Genomic DNA, 24,245 nt, shown 5'->3' on the forward strand with positions numbered 1-24,245 from the left:
TTAACATGACTAATTTTGAGTGGGGCTCCAAATTAAATGTTTTGCCATACGGGATGCTCTATCTCATGTCGGCCCTGTTCTTTGGAACGGCGGTCATCTACCAGCCGATGATTGCGATAGCTGCCGTGCTTCTGATTATATTGCTGGGAATCTCGATTTCACGGCCTGAACTGATCAGTTATTTCGTTCTCATCACGACGGCAATATCGATTAACTTTTTATATGATGGCAGCATGTTCGGAATGGAGATATTGTCACTTTATAAATTGGTAATCGTGATGCTGCTTGTTCCTTGTATTCTGGTCAATGGTTTGCGGTTTCGTCTGAGTCACCCCCTGTGGGCAATGTTAGCACTGCTGGTGATTACCTTTGGATCTTCGATCTGGCTGCCGGAAATGACCTCATCCATTGCAGTTAAAGCTTTTATCGGTCTATCAATTCCATTCGTATTTTTACTTATCAACTGGAAAAAGGATGTAGCCGAGCTGCAAATCAAGATTATCTGTATGCTTCCCTTTGTTAGTGTAGTGGTTGGTTTGTTGCTGCAGCTTGCGCATGTTCATAATTTTCTCAACATCGAGTATACAGGCGCTGTACGGATTCAGGGAGCTAATATTCCTTCGCATCTAGCGATGCTGGCCTTTATGGGAGTCGCGATTCCATTTATAGAGGTGAAGCGGAATCCGCAGCATGCACGCTTTTTCTATATCATGTTAGTTCTAAATTTCTTTATCTTGATTGGAACAGGAACAAGAGGACCTATATTGGCACTTGGACTTACCGTACTCTATTACTTCTATGATATTCTTCGCCAATATTTGAAGGGCAGAACCTATCTGCTAATTCCGTTAATGGGTGCATTTTTCCTGATTATGGTCGCCGTCTTCTGGCAGCTCGATAATTTTGAGAAACGTTCCTTTGAGAGACAGACAGATACGGCTGTTGATTTATCAGGAAGGTCAGAGGCATGGGAGTATTTCTTAAACAAGGCTGCGGACTCTCCTTGGTCTGGTAGAGGGCTTGGAGCAGTGACGGTAGCAAATGATGGATCATTGTATAAGGGTTTTGTAGTTCCGCATAACGAGTATATCCGCTTTTACTTCGATGGGGGATATATTGGCTCTATTCTGTTGATGTTCTCTTTATTGGCTGTATTTATTCTGGTGTACAGAGCATTGGCTCCGCCGATCAAACCTTATTATCTGTTATTTATTGCAGCGTTTTTAATCTACTCATTCTCCGATAACACGCTGTCGACGGTCCAATTTATTATTCCGTTCTGTTGGTACCTGAACTGCCTGTATCGATCTTCACAGCCAACCGATTCCCCACAAAAAGAAGTGATACGATGAATCAAGTGAATATGTTCGATGTCAATTTTGATAACTATGATTTTATGGATTTGCTTGATTACATTGATAAAACCATTCAGGAGAGGAATCAGTCATATATCCTCACTTGCAATGTAGATCATGTGATCAAGCTTCGTAAGGATAAAGAATTTCAAACGGTATATTCGAAGGCAGGCGCAGTTGTTGCTGATGGAATGCCACTGATCTGGGCATCCAAAATGCTAGGCAAGCCGCTTAAGCAGAAGGTATCCGGTGCGGATCTATTTAATCGATTGGGCAACGCCTTTGAGCAAAGGAAGTACCGGCTGTTCTTCTTAGGCTCAGCTGAAGGCGTGGCGGAACGGGCAGCGATGAATTTGAAAACAGCGCATCCCGGAATAAATGTAGTTGGCTGTTATTCTCCATCCTATGGATTCGAGCACAATGAGGAAGAGAATGAACGCATTATAGAAATGCTGACAGAGTGCCAGCCAGATATCGTGTTTGTTGGTGTAGGAGCTCCTAAGCAAGAAAAGTGGATTTACCGCCACTATACCTCTTATCAAGCTCCGATATCGATCGGAGTGGGAGCGACCTTTGATTTTCTGTCAGGCTCAGTGAAACGAGCGCCTAGCTTCATGCAAAAAACAGGGTTCGAATGGTTCTGGCGGCTTAGCCAGGAGCCGGGCCGGCTCTGGAAAAGGTATCTTGTGGACGATGCACAATTTCTACTTTTATTACTTAAGGAACTGCGTAAGCGGGATAAGGTGAAGGAAGGAGGCTTGGAATGAGTGTATTTACGCCCCCATCACTTAGGTTTATCAAGACAGCTGGAGTACTAGGGGGAGCTGCGGCTATAGGTGTCTCTCTTCCGCTGATCATCGGCTTCTCCAGTGCGATGCTGAGTTCATCGAACAGTCTGCAGGGAGCCATTCTCTCAGCTATCCTATTTCCAGCTTTCTTGCTAGCCATACTTAGACCGAAAATGCTGGTTGCTTATACCTTGTTAATCTGGGCTGTCGCTCCAGAGCTGCGCCGCATTGCTGACTGGTCAGAAGGAGTCTATCACTCTGTATCACTGCTAAGTTTAGCCCCCTTGTTAACCGGCGTAACCTTAATTATTCCGCTGCTGAGGGAGATTCACAATATTCAAAAAGCCTCTACGCGGATCATGCTGCTGTTCGCAGTTGCGCTAGGTTATGGAGCTTTAATTGGCTTGGCCAAGAATGGCATGGGCTCAGTTTATGACTTAGCGAATTATATTGTGCCCCTGCTGCTATTGCCGTACTTTGCCGTTACAAAGTTCAAGCCGAAGGATATCGACCGGCTGCTTACCGCTTTTGCCAATATTGCGGTCCTGGTTGCCATTTATGGGATTGTTCAGTATTTGACAGTGCCACCTTGGGATGTGTTCTGGATGAAACATGCGGATATGATGTCCATCGGAAATCCATATCCATTGGAAATCCGAGTGTTCTCTACGCTGAATTCGCCCGGACCAGCTGCAACATTCTTAGCGTTTGCTTTAGTTCCGATGATACTGGAGAAAAAATGGCGGGGAACATTGCGCTGGATCGGCGTTCTGCTAGTTGTAATCTGCCTGCTGACTACTTTAGTACGAGCGGCATGGCTGATTCTACTGGTGATGCTGCTCATGTACATTGGAACCTCTCCCTCTAAGGGAAAGTGGAAAACCTTGATCCAATTAGTTTTTGTGGCTGCGGCGTTGTTCTGGGTTGTGCCGAAATTGCCTGGCGCCGAAGGACTGGTTGCTCGGGTAGAGACGCTTTCTTCTGTTCAGGAAGATCACTCTTATAATGAACGGCTAAGCTTATGGCAAAACATGCTGCCGATGGTCGCCGCCAATCCAGTAGGTCAGGGAATTGGCAGTGTCGGCCAAGGGACTAAGCTTGGCAACGGCGGCGAGCTTGGAGAATACGGAATTATGGATAACGGAGTTATCGCTTTACTGCTTACCTTTGGTGTTCTGGGTGCTGTTTTCTTCTTCGGAGCTTTAGGCGCAGTTGTCAAACAGATATTTGCTAGAGTAATCAGCAAGGACAAATTGCAGCCATACGCCCGACTTGCGTTAGCTACTTGGACTGGTGCGATTGTCAGTCTGGTTTCAGATAATGGGTTTCCCGGACTCAAGGGATACTTAATCTGGATGCTGATCGGTCTTGGCCTCAGCGCAAGGGAGATTACTCAAAGTAGAAGGAAGGGAACACCGTATGCAGCAGTTGAATGCAAAATCTCTCCCCACTAGAACAATCTGGTCATCCTTTAGACTGTTCGCCAAAAGTAAGGACAACAGCTCGGCAGCCGTAAAAACTATGTTTGTCAGTGTAATGATCTTACTGATTAACATGTTAACGGGTGTACTGACTGCCCGTTATCTTGGACCGGCAGGACGTGGGGAACAGACGGCAATGATTAACTGGTCACAGTTTCTGGCGTTCAGCATGAGCTTTGGTATTCCGTCAGCTCTGATCTATAACGCTAAGAAAAATCCGGAGGATGCCGGAGTGCTTTATCGAATGGCCTTGCTGCTCGGTATTATTTTCGGGGTCATAGCCATGATTATAGGTATCGTGGTCTTGCCCTATTGGCTGAAATCCTTCAGTCCGGAGGTTGTGAGCTTTGCCCAGTGGTCAATGATTCTGTGTCCAATTATAGTAATCTCTCAAATTAACAATGCAGCCTTTCAATTCAGAGGAGAATACAAGAGGTTTAATTGGATTCGTTATCTAGTCCCGTTGCTTACACTGACGATAATCGGAATATTGATCGCACTGGATCAGATGAATCCTTTTACAACTGCAGTAGCCTATCTCCTTCCAGGAGCCCCGGTGTTTATTGGAATGATGATTTCCTTGCTGCGCACCTATAAGGTGAAGATGAAAGGAGCCTTTCAGAATTTAAAAAGATTGTTCACTTATGGGCTAGGTTCTTACGGCAATGATTTGCTTGGTAATTTCTCTTACTATATCGATCAGATTGTGATTGCCGGCCTGTTAAGACCTGCTGATTTGGGGCTGTATGTAGTGGCAGTGAGTCTGTCACGGATGGTTAATTTTTTCTCAAGCTCGATTACCATCGTACTCTTTCCCAAGGCTTCTGAGTTGTCAAAAGAACAGGCGGTAGAGCTAACATTCAAAGCCTTTCGAATTAGCACGACCTTCACCATGCTTGGCGGAGTAGTCCTGATGCTCTTAGCCCCTTTAGTGATTCCGCTGATGTACGGCAAAGATTTCAACGCGGCATTAACTGTGTTTCGCTTATTGCTTCTTGAAGTGACCATTAGCGGAGGGACGATCATTCTGGCGCAGGCCTTTATGGCGCTAGGCAAGCCAAAAGTGGTTTCGATGCTTCAAGGTTTTGGCTTACTCTTGGTTATCCCGATGTTGTTCCTGCTCATCCCTAAATTTGGCTTGCTCGGAGCAGGGATAGCGATGTTGTCATCAGCAATCCTGCGATTCTTCTTCATTGTTCTCAATATAAAGTACACCTTAAAAGTTAAACTTCCCCGGCTGCTCATTACCCGGGAGGACATTCAGTGGATGAAGACGACGATGAATTCTTACATTCGCAAGAAACCTATGGATATGAATGGATAATGCGAAAGATAAAGGAGGAAACCTTCATGGATTCAGTAAAAAGCGTGGTAGGCGGCCAAGGCAATTATCCAATATCGGCTGTCATCATCGCTCAGGATGACGAAGTTCGAATATCTAAGGCCATACAATCCTGCAGGTTATTCGCCGACGAGGTGGTTGTGATTGACGGAGGCAGCAAAGACGGGACAGTACAGCTTTCTGAAAGCTTGAATTGTCGTGTGTACGTCAACCCTTGGCCCGGATATGCGAAACAGAGGGAGTTCGGAGTAGAACGCGCGGTTCATGATTGGGTCTTCCTTATTGATACTGACGAAGTGGTCAGCGACGAATTGGCCGCAAGTATTCTTGAACTGAAACCGGGGCTTATGGATCAATCGGTTGCCTATTCTATCTACAGGATCGGTGATTTTATGGGCCGATGGCTGGATCGTGGCGAATATCTAGTGCGACTTTACAACCGCAAAGCGTATGGAATTCGAAATAGCTTGGTGCACGAGATGCCCGAGGTCTCTGAAGAGCGAACCATACGTTTGACAGGAACCCTCTGGCATTATGGTTACCGCAGTATTAACGATCATGTGGCACGTTTCAATAAGTACACTGACTTGGAAGCTGAAAGTGCGTATGCCAAGGGCAAACGATTTCGGGTCAGTCATCTGCTGTTAAGGCCACCAGCCCGTTTCCTGCAAAAGTATTTCTTACACGGGTTGTTCAAGAAGGGAATGTCAGGTTTCGGTGTATCCGTATTCTGGGTCATGTATGAATTCATGGTCGGCTTCAAGCATTACGAATTAATTAGATCGGGAAAGCTGACTCTGCACAATGCGAAGACGAGTCAGACCGAGAAAGAGAATAAAGGAGAGAGAAGCTATGCCGTACAGTGACGGATTGAACATTATGACGACAGGCCTTAGCTGGCCGTCGCTACAGCCGGGTGGGCTTAACACGTATTTCAAATCCGTTTGCGAGCAGCTCTCCTCACGTAATCGGGTGCATGCGCTGATTTGTAGTCAAGAAACGCCTGCTACCCCTGAGGAATTGATTATTCACAATGCAGGAGATCCAAAAGATGGGATCTGGAAACGTAAGGATGCCTTCCAGCGTAAGGCGGCCGATCTGATGGGGGAGGGCAGTGGCCGTATAGATATTTTATACACTCACTTTGCTCCTTATGGTATTGGTCCAGCCCTGGAAGCAAAGAAACGCGGGATTCCTGTAGTGATGACTTTTCATGGCCCATGGAATGAAGAAATGAAAATCGAAGGCCAAGGCATTAAGCACCGGGTCAAAACAACCATCGCCAAATCCATTGAACATAGAGCCTATAAACTAGCGGATAAATTCATCGTGCTTAGTGAGACGTTCCGCGATATTCTCCATAAGCTTCACGGAGTGCCACTACACAAAATTATAGTGATTCCAGGAGCAGCTAATGTGGAACGTTTTATTCCCGCTACGAATCGCTTGGCGATTCGTCGAACCTTGAATTTACCTGAGGGAGCAACAACCGTATTGACTGTCCGGCGGTTGGTCAATCGGATGGGACTACTCCAGCTGCTCGAAGCCTGGAAGCAAGTTGCGGAGCGTTTCCCGAATGCGATTCTGCTGATTGGTGGTAAAGGGCCGCTGCGAGGGGAATTGGAAGAAAAGATCGCCGACTATGGCTTAAGCAACAAGGTAAGACTGCTAGGCTACATTCCCGATCATGAACTAGCCTCTTATTATCAGGCAGCGGACCTGTTCGTGGTTCCCTCACAGGCATTGGAGGGCTTTGGTTTAATTACTGTTGAAGCCTTATCTTCAGGATTGCCAGTGATGGCTACGCCGATTGGCGGCAATAGGGAAATTTTGCAAGGCTTCCGGCCGGAATTGCTATTTAAGAGCTCAAGTAGTGATCACATGGCCGAAGGCATGATCCATATGCTTAGCAATCGAAAGCTGCTTCCGAGCCGGGATGAATGTAGAGAGCATGTACTGAAGAGATATACCTGGGAGCAAGTTACGGATCAAATAGAATCTGTGTTCCTGCAAGCTTTAGGAGAGGAGGTGACCACGTAATGCTTAGAGTGGCCTATATAGATCACACTGCTAAATGGAGTGGTGGAGAAGTTGCCCTGTTTAACATCCTTACTCATATTGGAGAACAGATTGATCCACTTGTAATCCTGGCTGAGGATGGTGCACTGGCTGAACGGCTGCGTGAAAAGGGGATGGATGTCCGTATTATTCCGCTGGATGAGAGCATCAGAAGTCGTGGTAGAAATGCCGTCAACTTGGGAGCACCTGCTGCAGCCTTTAAGCTATTGGCTTATGGTCGAAAGCTTGCGCCGCTCTTAAAAGCGGAGAAGGTAGATTGCGTGCACACCAATTCTCTGAAATCTGCATTATACGGGGCCATCGCTGCAAAAATAGCAGGCGTTCCATTGATATGGCACATCCGGGATCATATTGGTGCCCCTTATTTAAAGCCGATCGTTGCCAAAGGAATTCGTTTGCTGTCGCGTCTGCTCCCCAATGGAGTCATTGCGAATTCACATTCTACGCTGAATGCTTTGGAGCTGCCACGTTCGAAAAAAACGCTGGTCGTATACTCTGCTTTCGCTAAAGCGATTGGTAATGGGATCGGCATACGGGACCAGAAAGCTTTTAACGTATTGCTAGTTGGCCGATTAGCGCATTGGAAAGGTCAGCATATTGTGCTGGAAGCCGCAAAAAGCTTTAAGAACGAACCTCGTGTAAAGTTCTGGCTAGCCGGAGACGCGCTGTTTGGAGAAGAGGCTTATAAGCAGGAATTGCTTCAAAAGATAAAAAACGACGAGCTTACGAATGTAAGCATGCTAGGGCATGTAGATGATATTCAAGGCCTTATGAATACTGCTGATTTACTGATTCACACTTCGGTAACTCCTGAGCCTTTTGGCCAAGTTATCGTTGAAGGAATGGCAGCGGGATTACCGGTGATCGCCTCCAATGAAGGCGGGCCGGTAGAAATTGTAGTTCAAGGTGAGACGGGACTACTGATAGAGCCTGGTGACGCGGTGATACTGGCAGACTCCATTAAATGGATGCTAGATCACCCAGAGGAAAGACGGCGGATGGCGGACAATGGGATGAAACGAGTGAAAGAGCATTTTGTTATCGAGAATACGGTCAAGGACATCGTTGACTACTATAAAGGTTTGTTGGCGGGCACCTGACAGATGAGATGACGCGGTAATTCTGAAGATGATGCTCCATAAAACTTTGAGGATGATTCACATGAAAATTGCGATAGCACACGATTACTTAATCCAAATGGGCGGCGCGGAAAGAGTGGTGGAAGTCTTTCATCACATGTATCCCGAGGCTCCAATCTACACAACGGTTTTTAACGGAAGCCGCCTTACTGACAATCTCAAAGATGCGGATATCCGTGCCTCCTGGCTGCAAAAGATTCCGGGGGTAAAGACCAATTTTAAAGGGGTGCTGCCACTTTATCCAATGGCCATCCGTGATTTGGACTTTCGCGGTTTCGATATCGTCCTGAGTTCCAGCAGTGCTTTTATGAAAAGTATTGAAGTTCCTAAACACACGTTTCATCTTTGTTACTGCCATACGCCTATGCGCTTCGCATGGGATTATGACACCTACATGGAACGTCAGTCGAATTCCGGGCTATTCAAAAAAATGCTTAAGGTATACATGCAGCAGCTCAAAACGTGGGACCAGCGGACTTCCAAAAATGTGAATCAGTTCGTAGCCAATTCTTCAGTTGTGAAGACGAGGATTCAGAATTATTATCACCGGGATGCCGATGTCATATTTCCACCGATTAATACTGCCCGGTTTACAAGCTCTTCTACCATTGGTGACTATTATTTAATAGTATCTCGGCTTGTTTCCTACAAGCGGATTGATCTGGCAGTGGAGGCTTTTAACCGCAACGGTCTTAAGCTTTATATCGTAGGGGATGGACCGGATCGCAAGCGTCTCGAAGGCATGGCTAAGGATAATGTATCGTTTCTGGGCCGGCTAGAAGATGAGCAAGTGACTGGAATGATGGCACAGTGTCGGGCATTTATTTTTCCAGGAGAAGAGGACTTTGGAATTACACCGCTGGAAGCGAACGCGGCCGGAAGACCAGTAATCGCTTATCAAGCAGGCGGGGCACTAGATACTATTATTCCTTATGTAAATGGTGTGTTCTTTCAGCATCAAGAAGTGGAGGATCTGCTTAAGGCTATTTATGAGGTAGAGTCCTACGCTTGGGATATTGATCAAATTATGGAGCATGCACGTAAATTCGATGAGCAGGCGTTCATGGTTAAGTTCAAGCAGTATGTTGAGCAGGCCTACGTCAATTTTCTAAAAGGAGGATGATTGTATGAAGCTGACAGTAATCGGGACTGGGTATGTGGGTCTTGTATCTGGCGTATGCTTTGCACTGAGCGGACATCATGTTATCTGTGTGGATAAGGACGAGGAAAAGATTAAGAAGCTGAAACAGATGGAATCGCCCATTTATGAGCCGGGAATTGAGGAAATGATTGAACTGAATCTTCGAGAGGAACGGTTATCTTTTTCTGCGGATCTTCAGGACTCGGTGCGGCGTTCAGATATCATCATTCTTGCTGTAGGTACGCCATCGCTGCCTAATGGTGAAGCAGACTTAACCTACATTGAGGGTGCAGCTGCTGAAATCGCTAAAGCGATGGAGGGGTACAAAATTATAATGACTAAATCTACAGTACCCGTAGGGACAAATGAAAAAATCTCCCAAATGCTCTCTAAGTATACCCATCATTCTTTTGATATCGTGTCAGCACCTGAGTTTTTACGTGAAGGGTCAGCGATTCGCGATACCCTCCATCCCGATAGAATTGTTATTGGCCTTGATAATCCAGAGCTGGAACAAACCATGCGCGAGCTTCATAAGGGTTTCACAGAAAATGTATTTGTAACAGATATACGCAGTGCTGAAATGATCAAATATGCTTCGAATGCATTTTTGGCCACAAAGATCTCCTTTATTAATGAGATCGCCAATATTTGTGAAAAAGTGGGAGCTGATGTAACCGAGGTAGCTGAAGGAATGGGTATGGACCAAAGAATCGGGTCATCCTTCCTGCAGGCTGGTATCGGTTATGGAGGCTCCTGTTTCCCGAAAGACACTAATGCGCTCATTCAAATCGCGGGCAACGTCGATTACGAATTCAAATTATTGAAATCTGTAGTCGAAGTGAACAAGGGACAACGGTTTATGATCATCTCCAAGCTGCATGAATCACTTGGCAGCCTGCACGGTTCGACGATTGGGATATGGGGGCTTGCCTTTAAGCCTAATACTGATGATGTCCGCGAAGCTCCAGCCAGAGAGATTGTTGAGGCACTGGTGGCTGAAGGGGCAACAGTCAAACTATATGATCCAATCGCAGCTCCAAATTTCAGGCAGCAATATGATCATCCACAGCTTCGCTGGTGTCATCTGCCAGAGGAAGCGGCCGAGGGCAGCGATGCCGTATGTCTTTTGACCGATTGGAGCCTGCTCAAGGACATTGATCTGCATCAGCTGGCGAAAAGCATGCGTAATGGGGTGCTGATCGATGGGCGGAATGTGTATTCCAAGGAGCAAATCGAGGGTACCGGCCTCGTTTATCATTCTGTCGGCCGCCCGCAGATGGGTGGATTGAGCGGTTATTCTGCTAGTGTGGCTGGAGCGGTTTAATCTAAGTTATATAGATTGAACTTGTGATTTTTCTATTTAGGGATGAGGCGTGACTCCATAGAATGTTTGGACTTCCGGCCGCTGTTGTCTGCAGATTTCCTGATTTTAACCGCTAATAGCGGTAGAAATCCGCAGACAAAGGCGGACGCTATCGCTCCTCCAGTTCCAAAATTCTCCTCCGCCACTTCGTTCCCTTATTTTAAGTTTCTAAGCAATTTATATAGTTAGTGTACTCTGATTGTTTATCGCAGTGGCAGATAACCTTGTTGTTGTAGTAGTACTTGCGTTGGCTGCTGCCTCCATAGGAGCAGAAGCAAATCTTTAGAAAAACGTGCTGCCTTCCGGCTGGTACAGCCCGGTGCAGTACGGTTCAAGCATTTAGAGGAAGTTGGTTAGGTAAAGAACGGAAAGGGAATTTGGAACTGTAGAAACGGAGTGTTCGCCCGAAAGATTTCCGTAGGAAAGCTAGCTTCGAAAGCATATGCTATCCTCGGATTTCTACCGCTGGCGGCGGTTCAAATCAGGAAATCTGAGGATAACAGCGATCGGAAGTCCAAAATCCCTTGGAGTGGTTCATACCTAATAAATTTTTTTAATGCATCCGCTCGAAATAAGGCTAAGCGGAAGCTGACGTTTTGATAACAATTCAATTATGCTCGATTTCCATAATTCAAGGAGGGTTCATTCTATGAAAATGATACTTCTATCAGGCGGCTCAGGTAAACGGTTATGGCCGTTGTCCAACGACTCACGTTCAAAGCAATTTCTAAAGGTACTTGAAAGCCCTCAAGGTGAACCGGAATCCATGGTACAACGTGTCTGGAGACAGCTGGAGGAAGCTGGGATGGCAGAATCATCTTATCTGGCCACCGGCCGCGGTCAAGTAGAAATGATACAAAGCCAACTGGGAAGTCATGTGCCGATTATCGTTGAACCGGAGCGTAGGGATACTTTTCCGGCCATCGCCTTAACAGCTACCTATCTTTATTCGGTTGCAGGTGTTTCTCCAGCGGAGACGATAGCCATTTTGCCTGTTGATCCTTATGTAGAAGCATCCTTTTTCGATACCATAGCTATGCTTGAGGGGACCATGCTGGAAAGCGGAGCAAATCTGGCACTAATGGGTGTTGTTCCTGAACATGCCTCAGAGAAATACGGATATATCATTCCTACCACTGAAGAGGCGGGGGGGAATGGTTTTATGAAGGTGAGTCACTTTCAAGAGAAACCAGACCGCATACAAGCAGAACAGCTCATCGAACAAAATGCATTGTGGAATTGCGGAGTGTTTGCCTTCCGTTTAGGCTACTTGTTAGATATTTTGCAGCGTAAAGGGTTGCCTTTAGGATATGAAGAATTGCAGAAGCAGTATAAGCTATTGTCTTCCATCAGCTTTGATTATGAGGTGGTGGAGAAAGAAGAACATATTGTGGTGCAGCCTTATGATGGATTCTGGAAGGATCTTGGAACTTGGAATACGCTGACAGAGGAAATGAGCAGCAAGCATGTAGGAAAAGGTTTTGTGACGGCGGATTCTGAGGGGACTTGCTTGATTAATGAGCTGGATATTCCGATTACGGTAATTGGTGCGAAGGATCTGATCATCGCGGCTAGCCCGGATGGTATTCTGGTTACCCATAAAGCGGAGAGCCCACGGATTAAAGAAGTGCTGAAGACCTTTGAACAGAGACCGATGTATGAGGAACGCCGCTGGGGTCATTACAAAGTTATTGATTATGTGAAATACGACGAGGGTAATGAAGTGCTGACCAAACGGATTTTTATATCCGAGGGGAATAATATCAGCTATCAATTACATCGCAAGCGTAGTGAAATTTGGACAATCGTCAGCGGCGAAGCAAGTATTGTGCTGAATGAGAAGAAACATAATGTGAAGGCTGGGGACGTGGTACGTATCCCGGAAGGAACGAAGCACGCGATCCTTGCTTTGACGGATGTTGAGTTTATAGAGGTACAGACGGGTTCTGAGTTAGTAGAAGAAGATAATATTCGTATTACTTTAGACTGGAATGATATAGAACTACAACAATTCATTTCATAGGTCTAACCTATCTATTTAACCAATCTGAAATTTCTTTAAACAGGTAAATTGACTCAATTATCAAAAAAAGTCATAAAAACACTAAATATATCATTAATTGTCGTCGATACTTACGGTAAGAGAGATTATTTCTCTTAAATTGAAAAGGCAAACCTATCGAAAGGTAGGGACGCAAAGCTATAGGGCCTTCGAAAGAGTGGCAGCCTGGCTACCGAAAGGGAGATTATTTTGAAAGCTTACCGTACGTATCGATTATTTGGCGCATTTCTGTCACTCGTCCTGTTTCTGACTGCACTTCCGCTTACTGTTGGAATTTCGCCGTCTGTTGTCATAGCTGCTTCAAATTCTGGTACGCCAGTTACCCCAGGAGCCTCACCCGAAGCCGTAAAGCTGCTTAACTATCTTTACTCGATTTCAGGAAAAGGTATTATTGCTGGTCAACATGACTATTTAGAAAGTCCAGATGAAATTAACAATATGCTGAAGGGAACAAGCGGACAGTACGCAGCTCTTCACGGTTATGAACTGGGCGCGATCAGTGGCCAGTCCGAAGGAACGATGGCCTGGCAGCGTCAAAATGTGGTGAACAGCGCCATCAACTGGAATAAAGCGGGCGGGATCGTAGCTATGACTTTTCATGCTAACCTGCCAGGCACCGCTTATGACTGGGGTAATGTGAAAAAAACGCTTAGCCAAAGTGAGTTCGATAGTTACGTTACACCGGGTACCAAGCAATATAACAGTCTGATCGCTGAACTTGATAAGGTAGCGGTCTCCCTAAAGAGCTTACGTGATGCCAACGTTCCGGTACTTTGGAGACCCTATCATGAAATGAACGGAAACTGGTTCTGGTGGGGGAAGAAAAACAACTTTTCAAAACTTTGGAATGTTATGTATGACCGTTTTGTTAACGTTCATAAATTAAATAATTTGTTATGGGTATGGAGTCCGAATGCTCCGAATGTTTGGTCAGATCCTTATGCGTCAACTTATCCAGGAGCAGATAAAGTAGATATTCTGGCAGCAGATATATACGAAAATGATTACCAGCAAAAATACTATGATAGCTTGTTGAGTCTAGCCGCTGGCAAACCGATTGCGATCGGGGAGAATGGTGAAGTACCTAATCTGGAGAAGCTACAGCAATCGCAAAGTAAATGGACGTATATGATGAGCTGGGGAAAAATGCTTTACGATAATAACAGTGCAGACACAATCAAAACTTTTATGAATAGCAACTATACCCTGACTAGAGATAAATTAAATACTAGTCTGGTACCGAAACCTAGCGCTGCTCCAGCGCCGGCACCTTCCGAAGAAGAGGGAGAGGCAGCAATTCCTCTTGCGAAGGGGCTTGCAGGAGAATATTATAACAACATCCAGCTGTCGGGAGCAGCAGCTCTTACTAGAACAGATGCGATGATCGATTTCAATTGGCGGCTAGGATCGCCGGATGCCGCCCTCGGGATTGATCGTTTCTCCATACGTTGGAGCGGTAAAATTAAGCCATTATATGAAGAGCAATATACATTTTACACTACCTCAGATGATGGCATCCGTGTCTGGGTGAATGGGGAATCTGTGATTGATAGCTGGACTAAGCAAAGTGGTACTGAGCGTAAGGGCACCATAACGCTGACGGCTGGCCAGCTATACGATATCAAGGTGGAGTATTACGAGAATGAAGGCGATGCGAGAGTCCGCTTGATGTGGGAAAGTGCTAGTCAAGCTAAAGAGACAGTTCCAGCAAGTGCACTTTTTCTTCCGGATGTCTCCTGATTGATGAAAATTAAAGGTCGATCCTTAGTAGCTCTGCGTTATTGCAGAGCTACTAAGCTATAGTCCTCATTAGGTCAGAAGACGATTGTCCGATAACAGGTATGTTCATTTATTACCTGTGGAGGCAGTACAGCTACCGAAAGGAGGATTTATTTGCGTAAATATTATAAGCAAAACAGATTGTTGTTTACTATATTACCGGTGTTTATTATTTTTTCCTTGCTGCCTTGGGGAGAGGTTAGGAGTCTTCCGAAGGCTATGAGTGTTTCTTCCTCTCTACCTCCGGCTATACCAAGCAATCCATCAGCTTCTGAAGAAGCCAAGCAACTGCTGAGTAATTTGGTGAATCTACGTGGCAAAGGAATCCTGTCCGGCCAGCATGATTATCTAGAAAGCCCAGATGAACTGGTTCATAAGCTGAAAAATACTTCGGGACAGAATGCCGTTTTACATGGTTATGAATTAGGGGCGATTAATAATCAATCCAAGGGGACGATCGCAGAACAGCGGCAAGCTGTTATTGACAGTGCAATTGAGTGGCATCAAGAGGGTGGCATTGTAGCCATGACATTCCATCAGAGTTTGCCGGGGACATCTCCAGAATGGTCCAATGTAAACAGAAGTCTCAGTCAAGAAAAGTTTAATGCTTATGTTACGCCTGGGACGGCTCAGTATAAGCGTCTTATTTCTGATCTAGACGAGATCGCTGGATATTTAGAACAGCTGCGTGATGCCGGAGTTCCAGTCTTATGGCGACCTTACCATGAAATGAACGGCGGTTGGTTTTGGTGGGGGAAAAAGGACAATTTTTCAGCGCTTTGGAATATTGTCTATGATCGTTTTGTAAACACACACAAGCTAAATAATCTACTGTGGGTGTGGAATCCAAATGCACCGAATGAATGGGCAGATCCATATGCTGCATATTATCCCGATGCGGATAAACTCGATGTTCTGGCTGCGGATATCTACAATAACGATTATAAGCAGTCCTACTATGAGGATCTGCTTGCACTTGCTGAAGGTAAACCTATCGGAATCGGGGAGAGCGGACAGCTGCCGAACCCGGAAATATTAACCGAGAAACAAAATAAATGGGTCTATATGATGACTTGGGGAAAATTACTGACAGAAAATAATACGCTACAGTCAATTAAAAGCTTTATGAATGAATCGTTTATAGTATCGAGAGAGGATTACGTTCTCACATCAGGAGGCCCTTCGACAGCTCCGGTAACGCCAACGGGTTTAACTGGAGAATACTATAACAATACAGATTTAGAGGGAGAAGCGGTACTTATCCGCGATGACCGTAAGATTGATTTTAATTGGCATGGCGGGTCACCTGCCCCGGAGATAAATGAAGATCGTTTTTCTGTACGCTGGAAAGGGAAGCTCAAGCCTAAATTCAGTGAAAAATATACGATTTCGGCATCCTCTGATGATGGAGTCCGTGTCTGGATTGACGGAAAGCTGATCATCGACAATTGGAACAATCAAAGTGCAACCCTTCATAAAGGAAGTATCCCGCTCACAGCTGGAACGCTTTATGATATCCAAATTGAATTTTATGAGAATGAAGGAGATGCCAATCTTCGTTTACTGTGGGAGAGTTCAAGCCAGAAGCAGCAGGTAATTCCACAAGGAGCATTGTTCCTTCCTTAATCTAATGAAATGATAGGGTTAGACATTCCGGAAGAAAGAGAGGACCTATGGATGGGAATAACGAGGAGAATATCTAATGGAAAAAATAGAATATCTACAAACAAACCATTACTGTTATTACTGAAATTCGCCGCATTAACCGTCTTGTTTCTGTTGTCTGTCTCAGTTTTCGGAACGAATAAGACGAATGATTATAAGGTAGGTGCCAATATACCGAGACTATCTACAGGAACTGATGCTGCAGCAGAAATACCGGATGGTACTGTGATCTGGAATCTGGGACAACATGATGGCTCAGCAGCTGAATTCGCTGCGAGTGGCACTTCCGGCAGTAAGAAGGTATTTAATGTTCCTTCTTCAGCACTCAAACTATCGGCTCTTCAGAGCTTGCCTGCAGGCTTGAATGGAAAGACCCAGCCGGAATTAACGATCACTTATCAGCTAAATAAGATCCCGGAGAATGGGGTCTTATTTAGCGTAGGTATTCTGAATGCTTATAAATCCGTGCCGCAAATGAGTGTGTTTTCCAATCATCAATTGTCGGGGATCATTCAAATTGCTGGCGTATCGGGCACAGAAAGTGAATATAGCTTTCAAAAGTCCTATGAATTATACATTCCCAAGGAGCAATTGAAGCTGGGAACGAACGAATTGAAGCTGCAAACGGTTCGCTGTTTATATTGCAGTGACAAAGAAGACGAATATTCCTGGTGGACTTGGGATAATCTCCGTTTAGAATCTCTTAACGCTCCAATTTCCGAGCCTATTCATGGCAGCTATACACTGACCGGCACAGTAGTGAATAATAAGCAATTTTATTTTGATGAAGGTGCGGTTACGCATTTGCCTTATGTTATCAAATGGTTAGGGATGGCTTATAGCGGTAATGTGATGCGTACTAGCTGTGCCAGTGATGTCGGGAGATCCTGCTCAGATATGATGGAATATTACAAGGTATTGCAGGATTACAACATGCAGGCGGTTGCGCTGTATTTGCATACTGGTGATATTAAGCTTAAGGCAGATGGCTCGTTGCCTGCTGATGCGGAGAAAAAGCTGACAGATTATTTTGAGCAATATAGCCCCTATTTTCAATATTATGAGGTAGATAATGAGCCAGGATTATTCAATCGTTCTAAGGCAGTTAACTTGGCGATTGCGGACTGGCTAAATAAAAAGGGCAAGCAAATCGCGCCCCATTTACAAACAGTTGCTCCAGGCTGGGCGTATTGGCCGAGCTACAGTGAGGATTCCTGTGGTAATCAGAAGGGAACTGGGAAGGAATGTGGAGATCCGGATGGCTGGGAACGAGATCCAGAGCAGCGTATGGAGCTGGAGAAGGTCACGGATTTGACCAATGGACATTCCTACGGCGACTCTTATATTTTTAGCAATGGGGGAAGCTTTACTGAGAATTTGAAGACCTTCGATGGTGCAGACAATGGGCTCGGCAAAAAAATGCTGACCACTGAATTTGGTACCTCGGACAGTCATGTGGATGCCTATCAATACGGGGCAACGGAGCGGACAGCGGCTGTATTCGACCGGATCATGCGTGCGCATATTGGTTATGCGGATATGTTTGTGCAGCATGCTGCTTTTTTTAAAGATTTCAGTTTATTCAAATACGGGTTTAATTTAGAAGAGCATGATCCGGCAACCACAGAGATTTACTATACAAAAGAGAACGAGGATTCACGTGTCAGCATTATGAGAAGGCTCAGTCTTGCTTATGCTACGCATGGAGCTCCATTAACTTACCAAGTTGCAAACAAGGATGTGTTAGCCGACAAGCTGGTTTATGTTCGCGCCGTGGATACTTCTACATTAAAACCTCTTGCGGGTAGCGGAGCGACCTCAAATAAGATATTGGTTAATTTCGTTAACTTTGAGTCTACCCCACAGACCGTGAGTGTAAATGTGACTATGCCGAAAAACGGTGTGTATGAAGGGGAGCGTTTTGGAAACGGGGATACGTATGAAAAAGCAAGAAGTTATATAACAGGGAAAAAGGCTACTCCCACGTTAACCTTTACGGAGACACTTGCTCCAGGAGAGGCTGTGCAGTACATTTTGCAGCTCTCCTCTGAAGTAAAGCCGTCGGCACCTAAAGGATTCAAAGCCGCAGCAACAAAAGGTTTATCTGTAAAATTACATTGGTTGGAGGCACCAGGAGCAAGCTACGAGTTACTTAGAGCTGATGGTAGCGGTGGGGAAATGAAAGTGATCGCTACTGATGTGAAGCTAACAGAGTACACGGATCATAATTTACATGAAGGAACTTTATATACCTACGCGGTAAGGGTATCCGGCTCCAATTTACTGTCCGATAAAGTTCAGATCACAGCCACCGGACTGGTTCCTCTGGATCGTACTAAATGGAAGGTATCCTCAAATGTAAATATGGTGGCATCGGCTCCAAGCCTTGCCATCGATGGGGATCGGCGTACGCGCTGGGACACTGGAAAACATCAGGTTTCTGGAGAGTATTTTCAGATTGATCTGGGTGTAGCACATGAAATTGAAAGAATAGATTTGGACAGCACGCTATCTCCTTTTGATTATCCAAGAGAATATGTAGTTTATATTTCTGATGATGCTCAAAACTGGAACAAACTCACCTCTGGAAAAGGCACGAAAGAGCTTACGAAGATATCCTTTTCTAAGGTAAAGACACGGTATATCAAAATTGTACAGACCGGAGCCGGCGGAAATTATTGGTCTATTCAAGAGTTACAGGTGTACTCCAGAGAATAAGCAATCCTTTGAATTTATATAATCGTATATAGCGCACACTAAATAACTGTGAGATAGATCTACAATGGAATAGGGAATTCTTCCCTATAAATTTTGTGTTTTAGGGTTGAACAGGTGGAATATAGGGGATTTCTCCCTGTATTCCAGCGGATATCGCTGTCTTTTAGAAAATCCTCCGTATTATAGGGAGAAATTCCGCATAACTGGGCAATTGTGAGGAAATCATCCTAAATAGAGGGAGTTTTTCCCCATAAAACTCCCTCCCCAACGCCCCATCACAATTTCTTAGACTGAGTGCAGAAGGTGGGGGAGTTTGGGATATGAAATTTTACAAAAGGTACAACAATGATTGCCTCGTACACTCCAATGTTAAGTTAACAGAGGCTTATTCACCTGCGAGGGTGATTTTGCTTGTAGATCAGAATGTATATGTTCCACGGCATTAATTATCCTTCTCTTTCTTGCAGAAACGGAAACCGTCCCTAAAAGGACGGTTTCCGTTTTATTGTTTAAATCCGTCAAATGAAACGTAGACCAGACATATACGGCAAGGGAATTGCCTCTGATTCCCCCGAGGAATCAGAGCTGTGAAGCGGGCTCGCTGGATCAAAGAGCAGCGAGATCAGCTCCTTGTCGTCCTGCACGGACGACAAGTCGTGGCCCTTGCGGCAGCCTTCGGTCTGCCGCAAAAGCGCTTCCCGGTCTGCGATGCAGACCGTTCCGCTGTTCGCGCCGGCGCTTAAAGAGGCGCCGGCGTCCCGCAAGAGCGCGAGCAAGCCGCGCTCCTGCCACGGCACAGGCACTTGCAGCGCACCAACGCCGCCGCACAAGCCCGCCTTGGCCAGCAATGCCGCTACCGCGTTCGGCTGGCCGGCCCATTCCACCGCCGTCGCTGTGTTCGGCGCTGGCACCTCTGCCGCCGCGGGCACAGCCACCGCGGCGAACCCCTCGATGCTGCCGTCCCGAACGGCTACGAGTGTGCGCTGGGCTAAGCCCATCACACCCGCGTAAGCCCCGGTCCCCAGCAGCAGCGCCAGCTCACCCGGACTGTACACATGTCCGGCTTCGCGTTCATTGAGCAGCCGGTAGACGGCGAAGAAGTCGCCCGGCTGCATTGGCCGCAGCGTCCATTCTTCGCCTGCTGCGGCTGCAAGTGCCTGAGCCGAGCTTGCGTTCAGCTCGGCAAATTGCGTACCTCCGAACGGTACGCACCCTGCTCGGGTGTATAACGAACGATCACCCGAGACAAAAATCAGCGATGCCTCGGCCTCGGCAGCGTGACTCTGGCATAGCTGCAGAAGTTGGCCCGCCAGCCCTTGGCCACGAAAAGCGGGATCGGTGCAGACAGCACCTATGGAGAATACATTCAGGAAAGTATCTCCAGTTTTGATCGTAGAGGGTACGAGTCCCATAAAAGCAGCAACCGTTCCGTCATCGGCAATCGCCGCGTAGGAATGACTGAGTCCAGGGCGGAAAATAAGTGGAAACAGCTCTTTCATTGAAGTGGCACCCGGTTCACGAAAGACAGAATCTGCGAGCCGAGCCGCTTGGTCTAGCTCCGCAGGTTTAATTAATCTCAATTGCATAACATTCAACCTCCTATATGTACAGACGATGGGGAGAAAGCATTTACATAAAGTATAAGGCCCGGGGAATGAAATCTCCAATCTTGTTTATATTATTCAATGTCTCAAAAGGATATCGAAAAGGGTAATAAAGTACATAAATAAGGAAGCTTCTTATATTTTAAAGCTAGAAGAGAAAGGGAAGTGAATAATCGGTGTCCCAACTTGCAGATAATATTATATTATTACTGGCAGCACTCCTGCTTGTAGGCGTATTTTCCACCAAGTTTTCCACTAAATTTGGAATGCCAGCTTTAGTGCTGTTTCTTGCTGCGGGGATGGTGCTAAGCCAATTTGTTTTTTTTAACAATGCTTCCTTAACGCAAATGGCCGGGATCTTCGCATTGGTTGTCATATTATTCGAAGGTGGCATGCAGACGAATATTAAGGATATTAAACCTGTTATTCGGCCAGCATTATCCTTGTCAACGGTAGGCGTAATCATGACGACGGTCATTGTAGGGGTATTTGCTAAGCTAATCCTTGATGTGTCATGGCCGGAAAGCTTTCTGTTTGGAGCGATCGTTGGATCGACAGATGCGGCTGCAGTTTTCTCGGTACTCGGCGGTAAGAACATTGATAAACGTCTAACCTCGACGTTAGAAGCAGAATCAGGAAGCAACGATCCAATGGCGGTGTTCTTGACAGTCTCGCTAATCGAATGGATACAGCATCCGGATATGGCGATATGGGGGCTTCTGTTGTCTTTTATATGGGAGATGGGCATTGGCTTAGTACTGGGTTTTGTGCTGGGGAAGATCGCAGTTTTCTGTATCAATCGAATTAACCTGGATTCCACAGGTCTTTATCCAGTAATGGCGATTGGCTTTGCTGTACTGACCTATGGTTTATCTGCATGGGTACATAGCAGCGGGCTGCTGGCTGTTTATGTTATGGGCCTTACGCTTGGAAATTCCGAGCTCATGTATCACCGTACCATTATGAATTTTAGTCATGGCTTTGCTTGGATGATGCAAATATTTATGTTCATACTGCTGGGTTTGTTAGTATTTCCACAGGAGCTGGCGGAAGTGGCATGGCAAGGTATCTTGTTGTCCGTTATTCTGATGGTTGTAGCTAGACCAATCGGTGTATTTATAAGCCTGCACTTTTCCAAATTTACGTTCCGCGAGAAGACTTTGATTTCTTGGGCAGGACTTCGTGGAGCCGTTCCGATTGTGTTAGCGACTTATCCGCTGCTGGCTGACCTGCCTCATGGACGACTATTCTTTAATGTTGTTTTCTTTGTCGTACTGACCTCGGCGGTGATTCAGGGAACTAGTATATCCCCGTTAGCATCCCGATTGAAGCTTGTGGGGCAAGAAGATTCAGATCAGCCTTCCCTGATGGAGCTGGTGGCTCTTGGCAAGACAGACTCGGAGTTTAACCATATTGGAATTAATCCTTATATGCCGATTGCTGGACAGAAGATTTCAGAAATAGGTCTGCCGGATGATATCTTATTTACGGCCATTATCCGCAATAAAAAGATTGTCACTCCGCATGGCAGTACTGTTATTGAGCCTGGGGATACTGTGTACGTCCTAAGTCCAAAGAGTAAGCGAGATGAGATGAGGGCTTTCTTCCGCAGCAGGAAAGGAAAGACCGCGGAGGAGGATGTTTCTCTAATCTAGAGAAGAGACTCTTTACCAAAGTGTGATACACATAATAGGCTTCACACCATAAGCTGTGCTAGAATCGGCACAACATATAATCTCCAGAATAGTTGCAAAATACGAAAGAGTGTGTTAAATTGTATATAGATTTAGAACGAGTCTAAATACAATTATAATAAATGAACCATAGGAGGTTTTATTAATGACAACACAATTAAAGAACCATACTGAACTGCAAGCTGCTTTGAACCGCCAAACTGCAAACTGGTTCCTGCTCGGTGTAAAGCTTCATCACTATCACTGGTATGTTAGCGGATCTCAATTCTTCACATTGCATGAGAAGTTTGAAGAGCTATACAATGAAGCTGCGGGTTATGCAGATGATTTAGCTGAGCGTTTGCTTTCTATTGGTGGACAACCAGCCTCCACAATGAAGCAATATCTTGAATTGTCCGACTTACAAGAAGCTCGTGGCGGTGAAGATGCTAAAGGTATGGTACTTGAGCTCGTGAGAGATTTTAAGACTGTTGCTAAAGAACTGCAAGATGCAATTGCTACTGCTGAAGAATTGAGCGATCAACCAACTGCGGATCTGCTGATTGGCATCAGAAGCAGCATTGAGAAACATGCTTGGATGCTGAATGCCTTTATCGGCTAAGACAACATCCTTATAGGATAGAATACACAAAGAGCGCCTGCGTATGGTTAACGCATGGCGCTCTTTTTTTGAAGCATTCTATTTAATAAATACTCCACCAAATGGCACGGCTTCGCGCAGAAATCGTTTAATAATTCCATCATCGTTATTATCTCTTTCAAATCGGCGATTCTGGCGTCCGGCCTGAAACAACACAGGGCCGTGGCCCGTCATCTTCCAGTGATAGCTCATATGCTGGCTAGCTAAATGGTTGCCGTAAACGGTAAGCTCCAGCTTCGCATTCTCAGGATAGGCAATAATGCTGCCTGCATCCACATAGAGCGGGTTGTAAGGATGAAGCTCAGCTTCACATACCGTACCTTCGGTCAATATGCCAATGATGCCGTTACCCGTAAATTTCACTTTCACAATATCACGTGTAACGAGCACATTCTTCATACTTAGCACTCGTGTATCCATCGTAACTCCCTTGCTGTAGAAGAAGAGATGTTTAAAGTCGTACAATAAATCGCTCTTTCCATCAAGCTGCAGAATCTTTACCCGATAACCTGGTGGAAGGGCTGCGACAAAATGGCAAGGACCAGACATATCCGAACGAATCAATTTTCGCTTGCGATAGATGCCCTTTACATCCATAAATCTGTCCGCCCGTCCAGTGGCAGGTCCTTGATAAGCGATAATTTGCTGTGGGTGCAGCACATGAACCTCTTCCTTCTCCCCAAGGGTGAAGGCTACGGCTTGTCCGCTCCCGCTGTCGCTTTCATCTTGGACATCGATGTTCATATTTCATCTCCCTCATGCTGTAGACGTGATCTTTACTGAATGTTCAAGCTTAGCGCAAGCGGTCTCCTTTTCTAGAACGGTGAAGCATGCTGAAACGAACAATACGGATGAGTATAAAATACCCCAGAATTAGACCAATCCCCGTAAAAATAGTCACTTTGATTTTATGATAATATTCTTCGCGTGCCGTCCGGTCATTTTGCAACTCATCCACCATTTGCGTTAGTTGGCGATTCTGCTCCTGCAGGGCTTCATTCTGTGTCCGGTAGGCCTCCATTTCCTGCATGGTATTCGTAAGCTTATCTTTCGCCTGTTGTAGCTCTTCAGCTGTCTGCTGAAATCCTTCTTTCAATTCATTGACTTCATTCGGAAGCTCAGAGAAGCTTTTGAATCCATTATAGATATCACTGAATATATTGGCTTTTGCTACTGGGGCCGGAAGAGATATGGAAAGGGTCAGCAGAAGCAGGAGCGAACATAACAGCTGTAGATATTTACGGTATTTACGTTGTTTCATCTATATAATCACCACCCAATTTAGGCTTGTATTTCTTTTATTTTAACACAGCTTGACAGCTTCTGACAGCGTACGCTAAACGTGAATAGGGCTTCTTGGATCAGTAATATTTGCCTGCTTGAAGTGAGGTT

18 protein-coding genes and 1 riboswitch are annotated in these 24,245 nt (G+C 45.6%); of the genes, 15 read left to right on the forward strand and 3 right to left on the reverse strand.

Going from position 1 to position 24,245, the window contains the following annotated elements:
• Positions 1–5 precede the first annotated feature (5 nt).
• The 13 genes from MHB64_RS04685 to MHB64_RS04745 all read left to right on the forward strand — a co-directional run bounded on the left by MHB64_RS04685 (position 6) and on the right by MHB64_RS04745 (position 18,915).
• Complete coding sequence (locus MHB64_RS04685; RefSeq protein ID WP_341133825.1) at positions 6–1,352, forward strand: O-antigen ligase family protein; 1,347 nt, start codon at positions 6–8, stop codon at positions 1,350–1,352.
• Complete coding sequence (locus tag MHB64_RS04690; RefSeq protein WP_042124436.1) at positions 1,349–2,122, forward strand: WecB/TagA/CpsF family glycosyltransferase; 774 nt, start codon at positions 1,349–1,351, stop codon at positions 2,120–2,122. The genes MHB64_RS04685 and MHB64_RS04690 overlap by 4 nt, the downstream gene beginning before the upstream one ends.
• Entirely contained in the window at positions 2,119–3,597 is a 1,479-nt protein-coding gene (locus MHB64_RS04695) for an O-antigen ligase family protein (protein WP_094875422.1), read from the forward strand. Before MHB64_RS04690 ends, MHB64_RS04695 begins: the two co-directional genes overlap by 4 nt.
• Positions 3,563–4,948, forward strand: coding sequence for an oligosaccharide flippase family protein (locus MHB64_RS04700; RefSeq protein ID WP_094871555.1), 1,386 nt, complete (start codon positions 3,563–3,565; stop codon positions 4,946–4,948). The genes MHB64_RS04695 and MHB64_RS04700 overlap by 35 nt, the downstream gene beginning before the upstream one ends.
• A gap of 26 nt (positions 4,949–4,974) precedes the next feature.
• The gene (locus MHB64_RS04705) at positions 4,975–5,832 is read left to right on the forward strand and encodes a glycosyltransferase family 2 protein (protein WP_094871557.1); all 858 of its coding nucleotides are present in this window, start codon (positions 4,975–4,977) and stop codon (positions 5,830–5,832) included.
• Positions 5,819–7,006, forward strand: a complete 1,188-nt coding sequence (locus MHB64_RS04710) for a glycosyltransferase family 4 protein (protein WP_094871559.1) — start codon at positions 5,819–5,821, stop codon at positions 7,004–7,006. Before MHB64_RS04705 ends, MHB64_RS04710 begins: the two co-directional genes overlap by 14 nt.
• Positions 7,006–8,145 carry a glycosyltransferase family 4 protein gene (locus MHB64_RS04715; protein ID WP_094871560.1) on the forward strand — a complete coding sequence of 380 codons (1,140 nt, stop codon included), beginning with the start codon at positions 7,006–7,008 and terminating at the stop codon, positions 8,143–8,145. The genes MHB64_RS04710 and MHB64_RS04715 overlap by 1 nt, the downstream gene beginning before the upstream one ends.
• A gap of 61 nt (positions 8,146–8,206) precedes the next feature.
• Positions 8,207–9,307 carry a glycosyltransferase gene (locus MHB64_RS04720; protein ID WP_094871562.1) on the forward strand — a complete coding sequence of 367 codons (1,101 nt, stop codon included), beginning with the start codon at positions 8,207–8,209 and terminating at the stop codon, positions 9,305–9,307.
• Positions 9,308–9,311: 4 nt separating this feature from the next.
• Positions 9,312–10,652, forward strand: coding sequence for a UDP-glucose dehydrogenase family protein (locus MHB64_RS04725; RefSeq protein WP_094871563.1), 1,341 nt, complete (start codon positions 9,312–9,314; stop codon positions 10,650–10,652).
• Positions 10,653–11,340: 688 nt separating this feature from the next.
• On the forward strand, positions 11,341–12,714 hold the full coding sequence (locus MHB64_RS04730; RefSeq protein WP_341133826.1) for a sugar phosphate nucleotidyltransferase: 1,374 nt from the start codon (positions 11,341–11,343) through the stop codon (positions 12,712–12,714).
• A 136-nt stretch (positions 12,715–12,850) separates the two neighbouring features.
• Positions 12,851–12,930: riboswitch (cyclic di-GMP riboswitch) on the forward strand.
• Positions 12,931–12,942: 12 nt separating this feature from the next.
• A complete protein-coding gene (locus tag MHB64_RS04735) occupies positions 12,943–14,493 on the forward strand; it encodes a glycosyl hydrolase (protein WP_094871462.1) in 1,551 nt (516 codons plus the stop codon).
• Between the two features lie 153 nt (positions 14,494–14,646).
• Positions 14,647–16,158 (forward strand): glycosyl hydrolase, encoded by a 1,512-nt coding sequence (locus tag MHB64_RS04740; RefSeq protein ID WP_341133827.1) that lies wholly within the window; start codon positions 14,647–14,649, stop codon positions 16,156–16,158.
• Between the two features lie 51 nt (positions 16,159–16,209).
• The gene (locus MHB64_RS04745) at positions 16,210–18,915 is read left to right on the forward strand and encodes a discoidin domain-containing protein (protein WP_094878964.1); all 2,706 of its coding nucleotides are present in this window, start codon (positions 16,210–16,212) and stop codon (positions 18,913–18,915) included.
• A 518-nt stretch (positions 18,916–19,433) separates the two neighbouring features.
• Here the strand turns inward: MHB64_RS04745 and MHB64_RS04750 are convergent.
• Positions 19,434–20,501 carry a GNAT family N-acetyltransferase gene (locus MHB64_RS04750; RefSeq protein ID WP_341133828.1) on the reverse strand — a complete coding sequence of 356 codons (1,068 nt, stop codon included), beginning with the start codon at positions 20,499–20,501 and terminating at the stop codon, positions 19,434–19,436.
• A 194-nt stretch (positions 20,502–20,695) separates the two neighbouring features.
• Here MHB64_RS04750 and MHB64_RS04755 point away from each other — a divergent pair, with 194 nt between their 5' ends.
• Positions 20,696–22,174 carry a potassium/proton antiporter gene (locus MHB64_RS04755; RefSeq protein ID WP_341133829.1) on the forward strand — a complete coding sequence of 493 codons (1,479 nt, stop codon included), beginning with the start codon at positions 20,696–20,698 and terminating at the stop codon, positions 22,172–22,174.
• 184 nt (positions 22,175–22,358) lie between these two features.
• Entirely contained in the window at positions 22,359–22,814 is a 456-nt protein-coding gene (locus tag MHB64_RS04760; RefSeq protein WP_042185198.1) for a Dps family protein, read from the forward strand.
• Positions 22,815–22,892: 78 nt separating this feature from the next.
• Here MHB64_RS04760 and MHB64_RS04765 read toward each other — a convergent pair whose 3' ends face one another.
• Together MHB64_RS04765 and MHB64_RS04770 are read right to left on the reverse strand one after the other, a co-directional pair.
• The gene (locus MHB64_RS04765) at positions 22,893–23,597 is read right to left on the reverse strand and encodes an AIM24 family protein (protein ID WP_042185200.1); all 705 of its coding nucleotides are present in this window, start codon (positions 23,595–23,597) and stop codon (positions 22,893–22,895) included.
• A 49-nt stretch (positions 23,598–23,646) separates the two neighbouring features.
• Complete coding sequence (locus MHB64_RS04770; RefSeq protein WP_094871417.1) at positions 23,647–24,114, reverse strand: hypothetical protein; 468 nt, start codon at positions 24,112–24,114, stop codon at positions 23,647–23,649.
• Positions 24,115–24,245 lie beyond the last annotated feature (131 nt).

The sequence above is a fragment of the Paenibacillus sp. FSL K6-2859 genome (assembly GCF_038008265.1).
GTDB classification, from domain to species: domain Bacteria; phylum Bacillota; class Bacilli; order Paenibacillales; family Paenibacillaceae; genus Paenibacillus_AQ; species Paenibacillus_AQ nitricinens.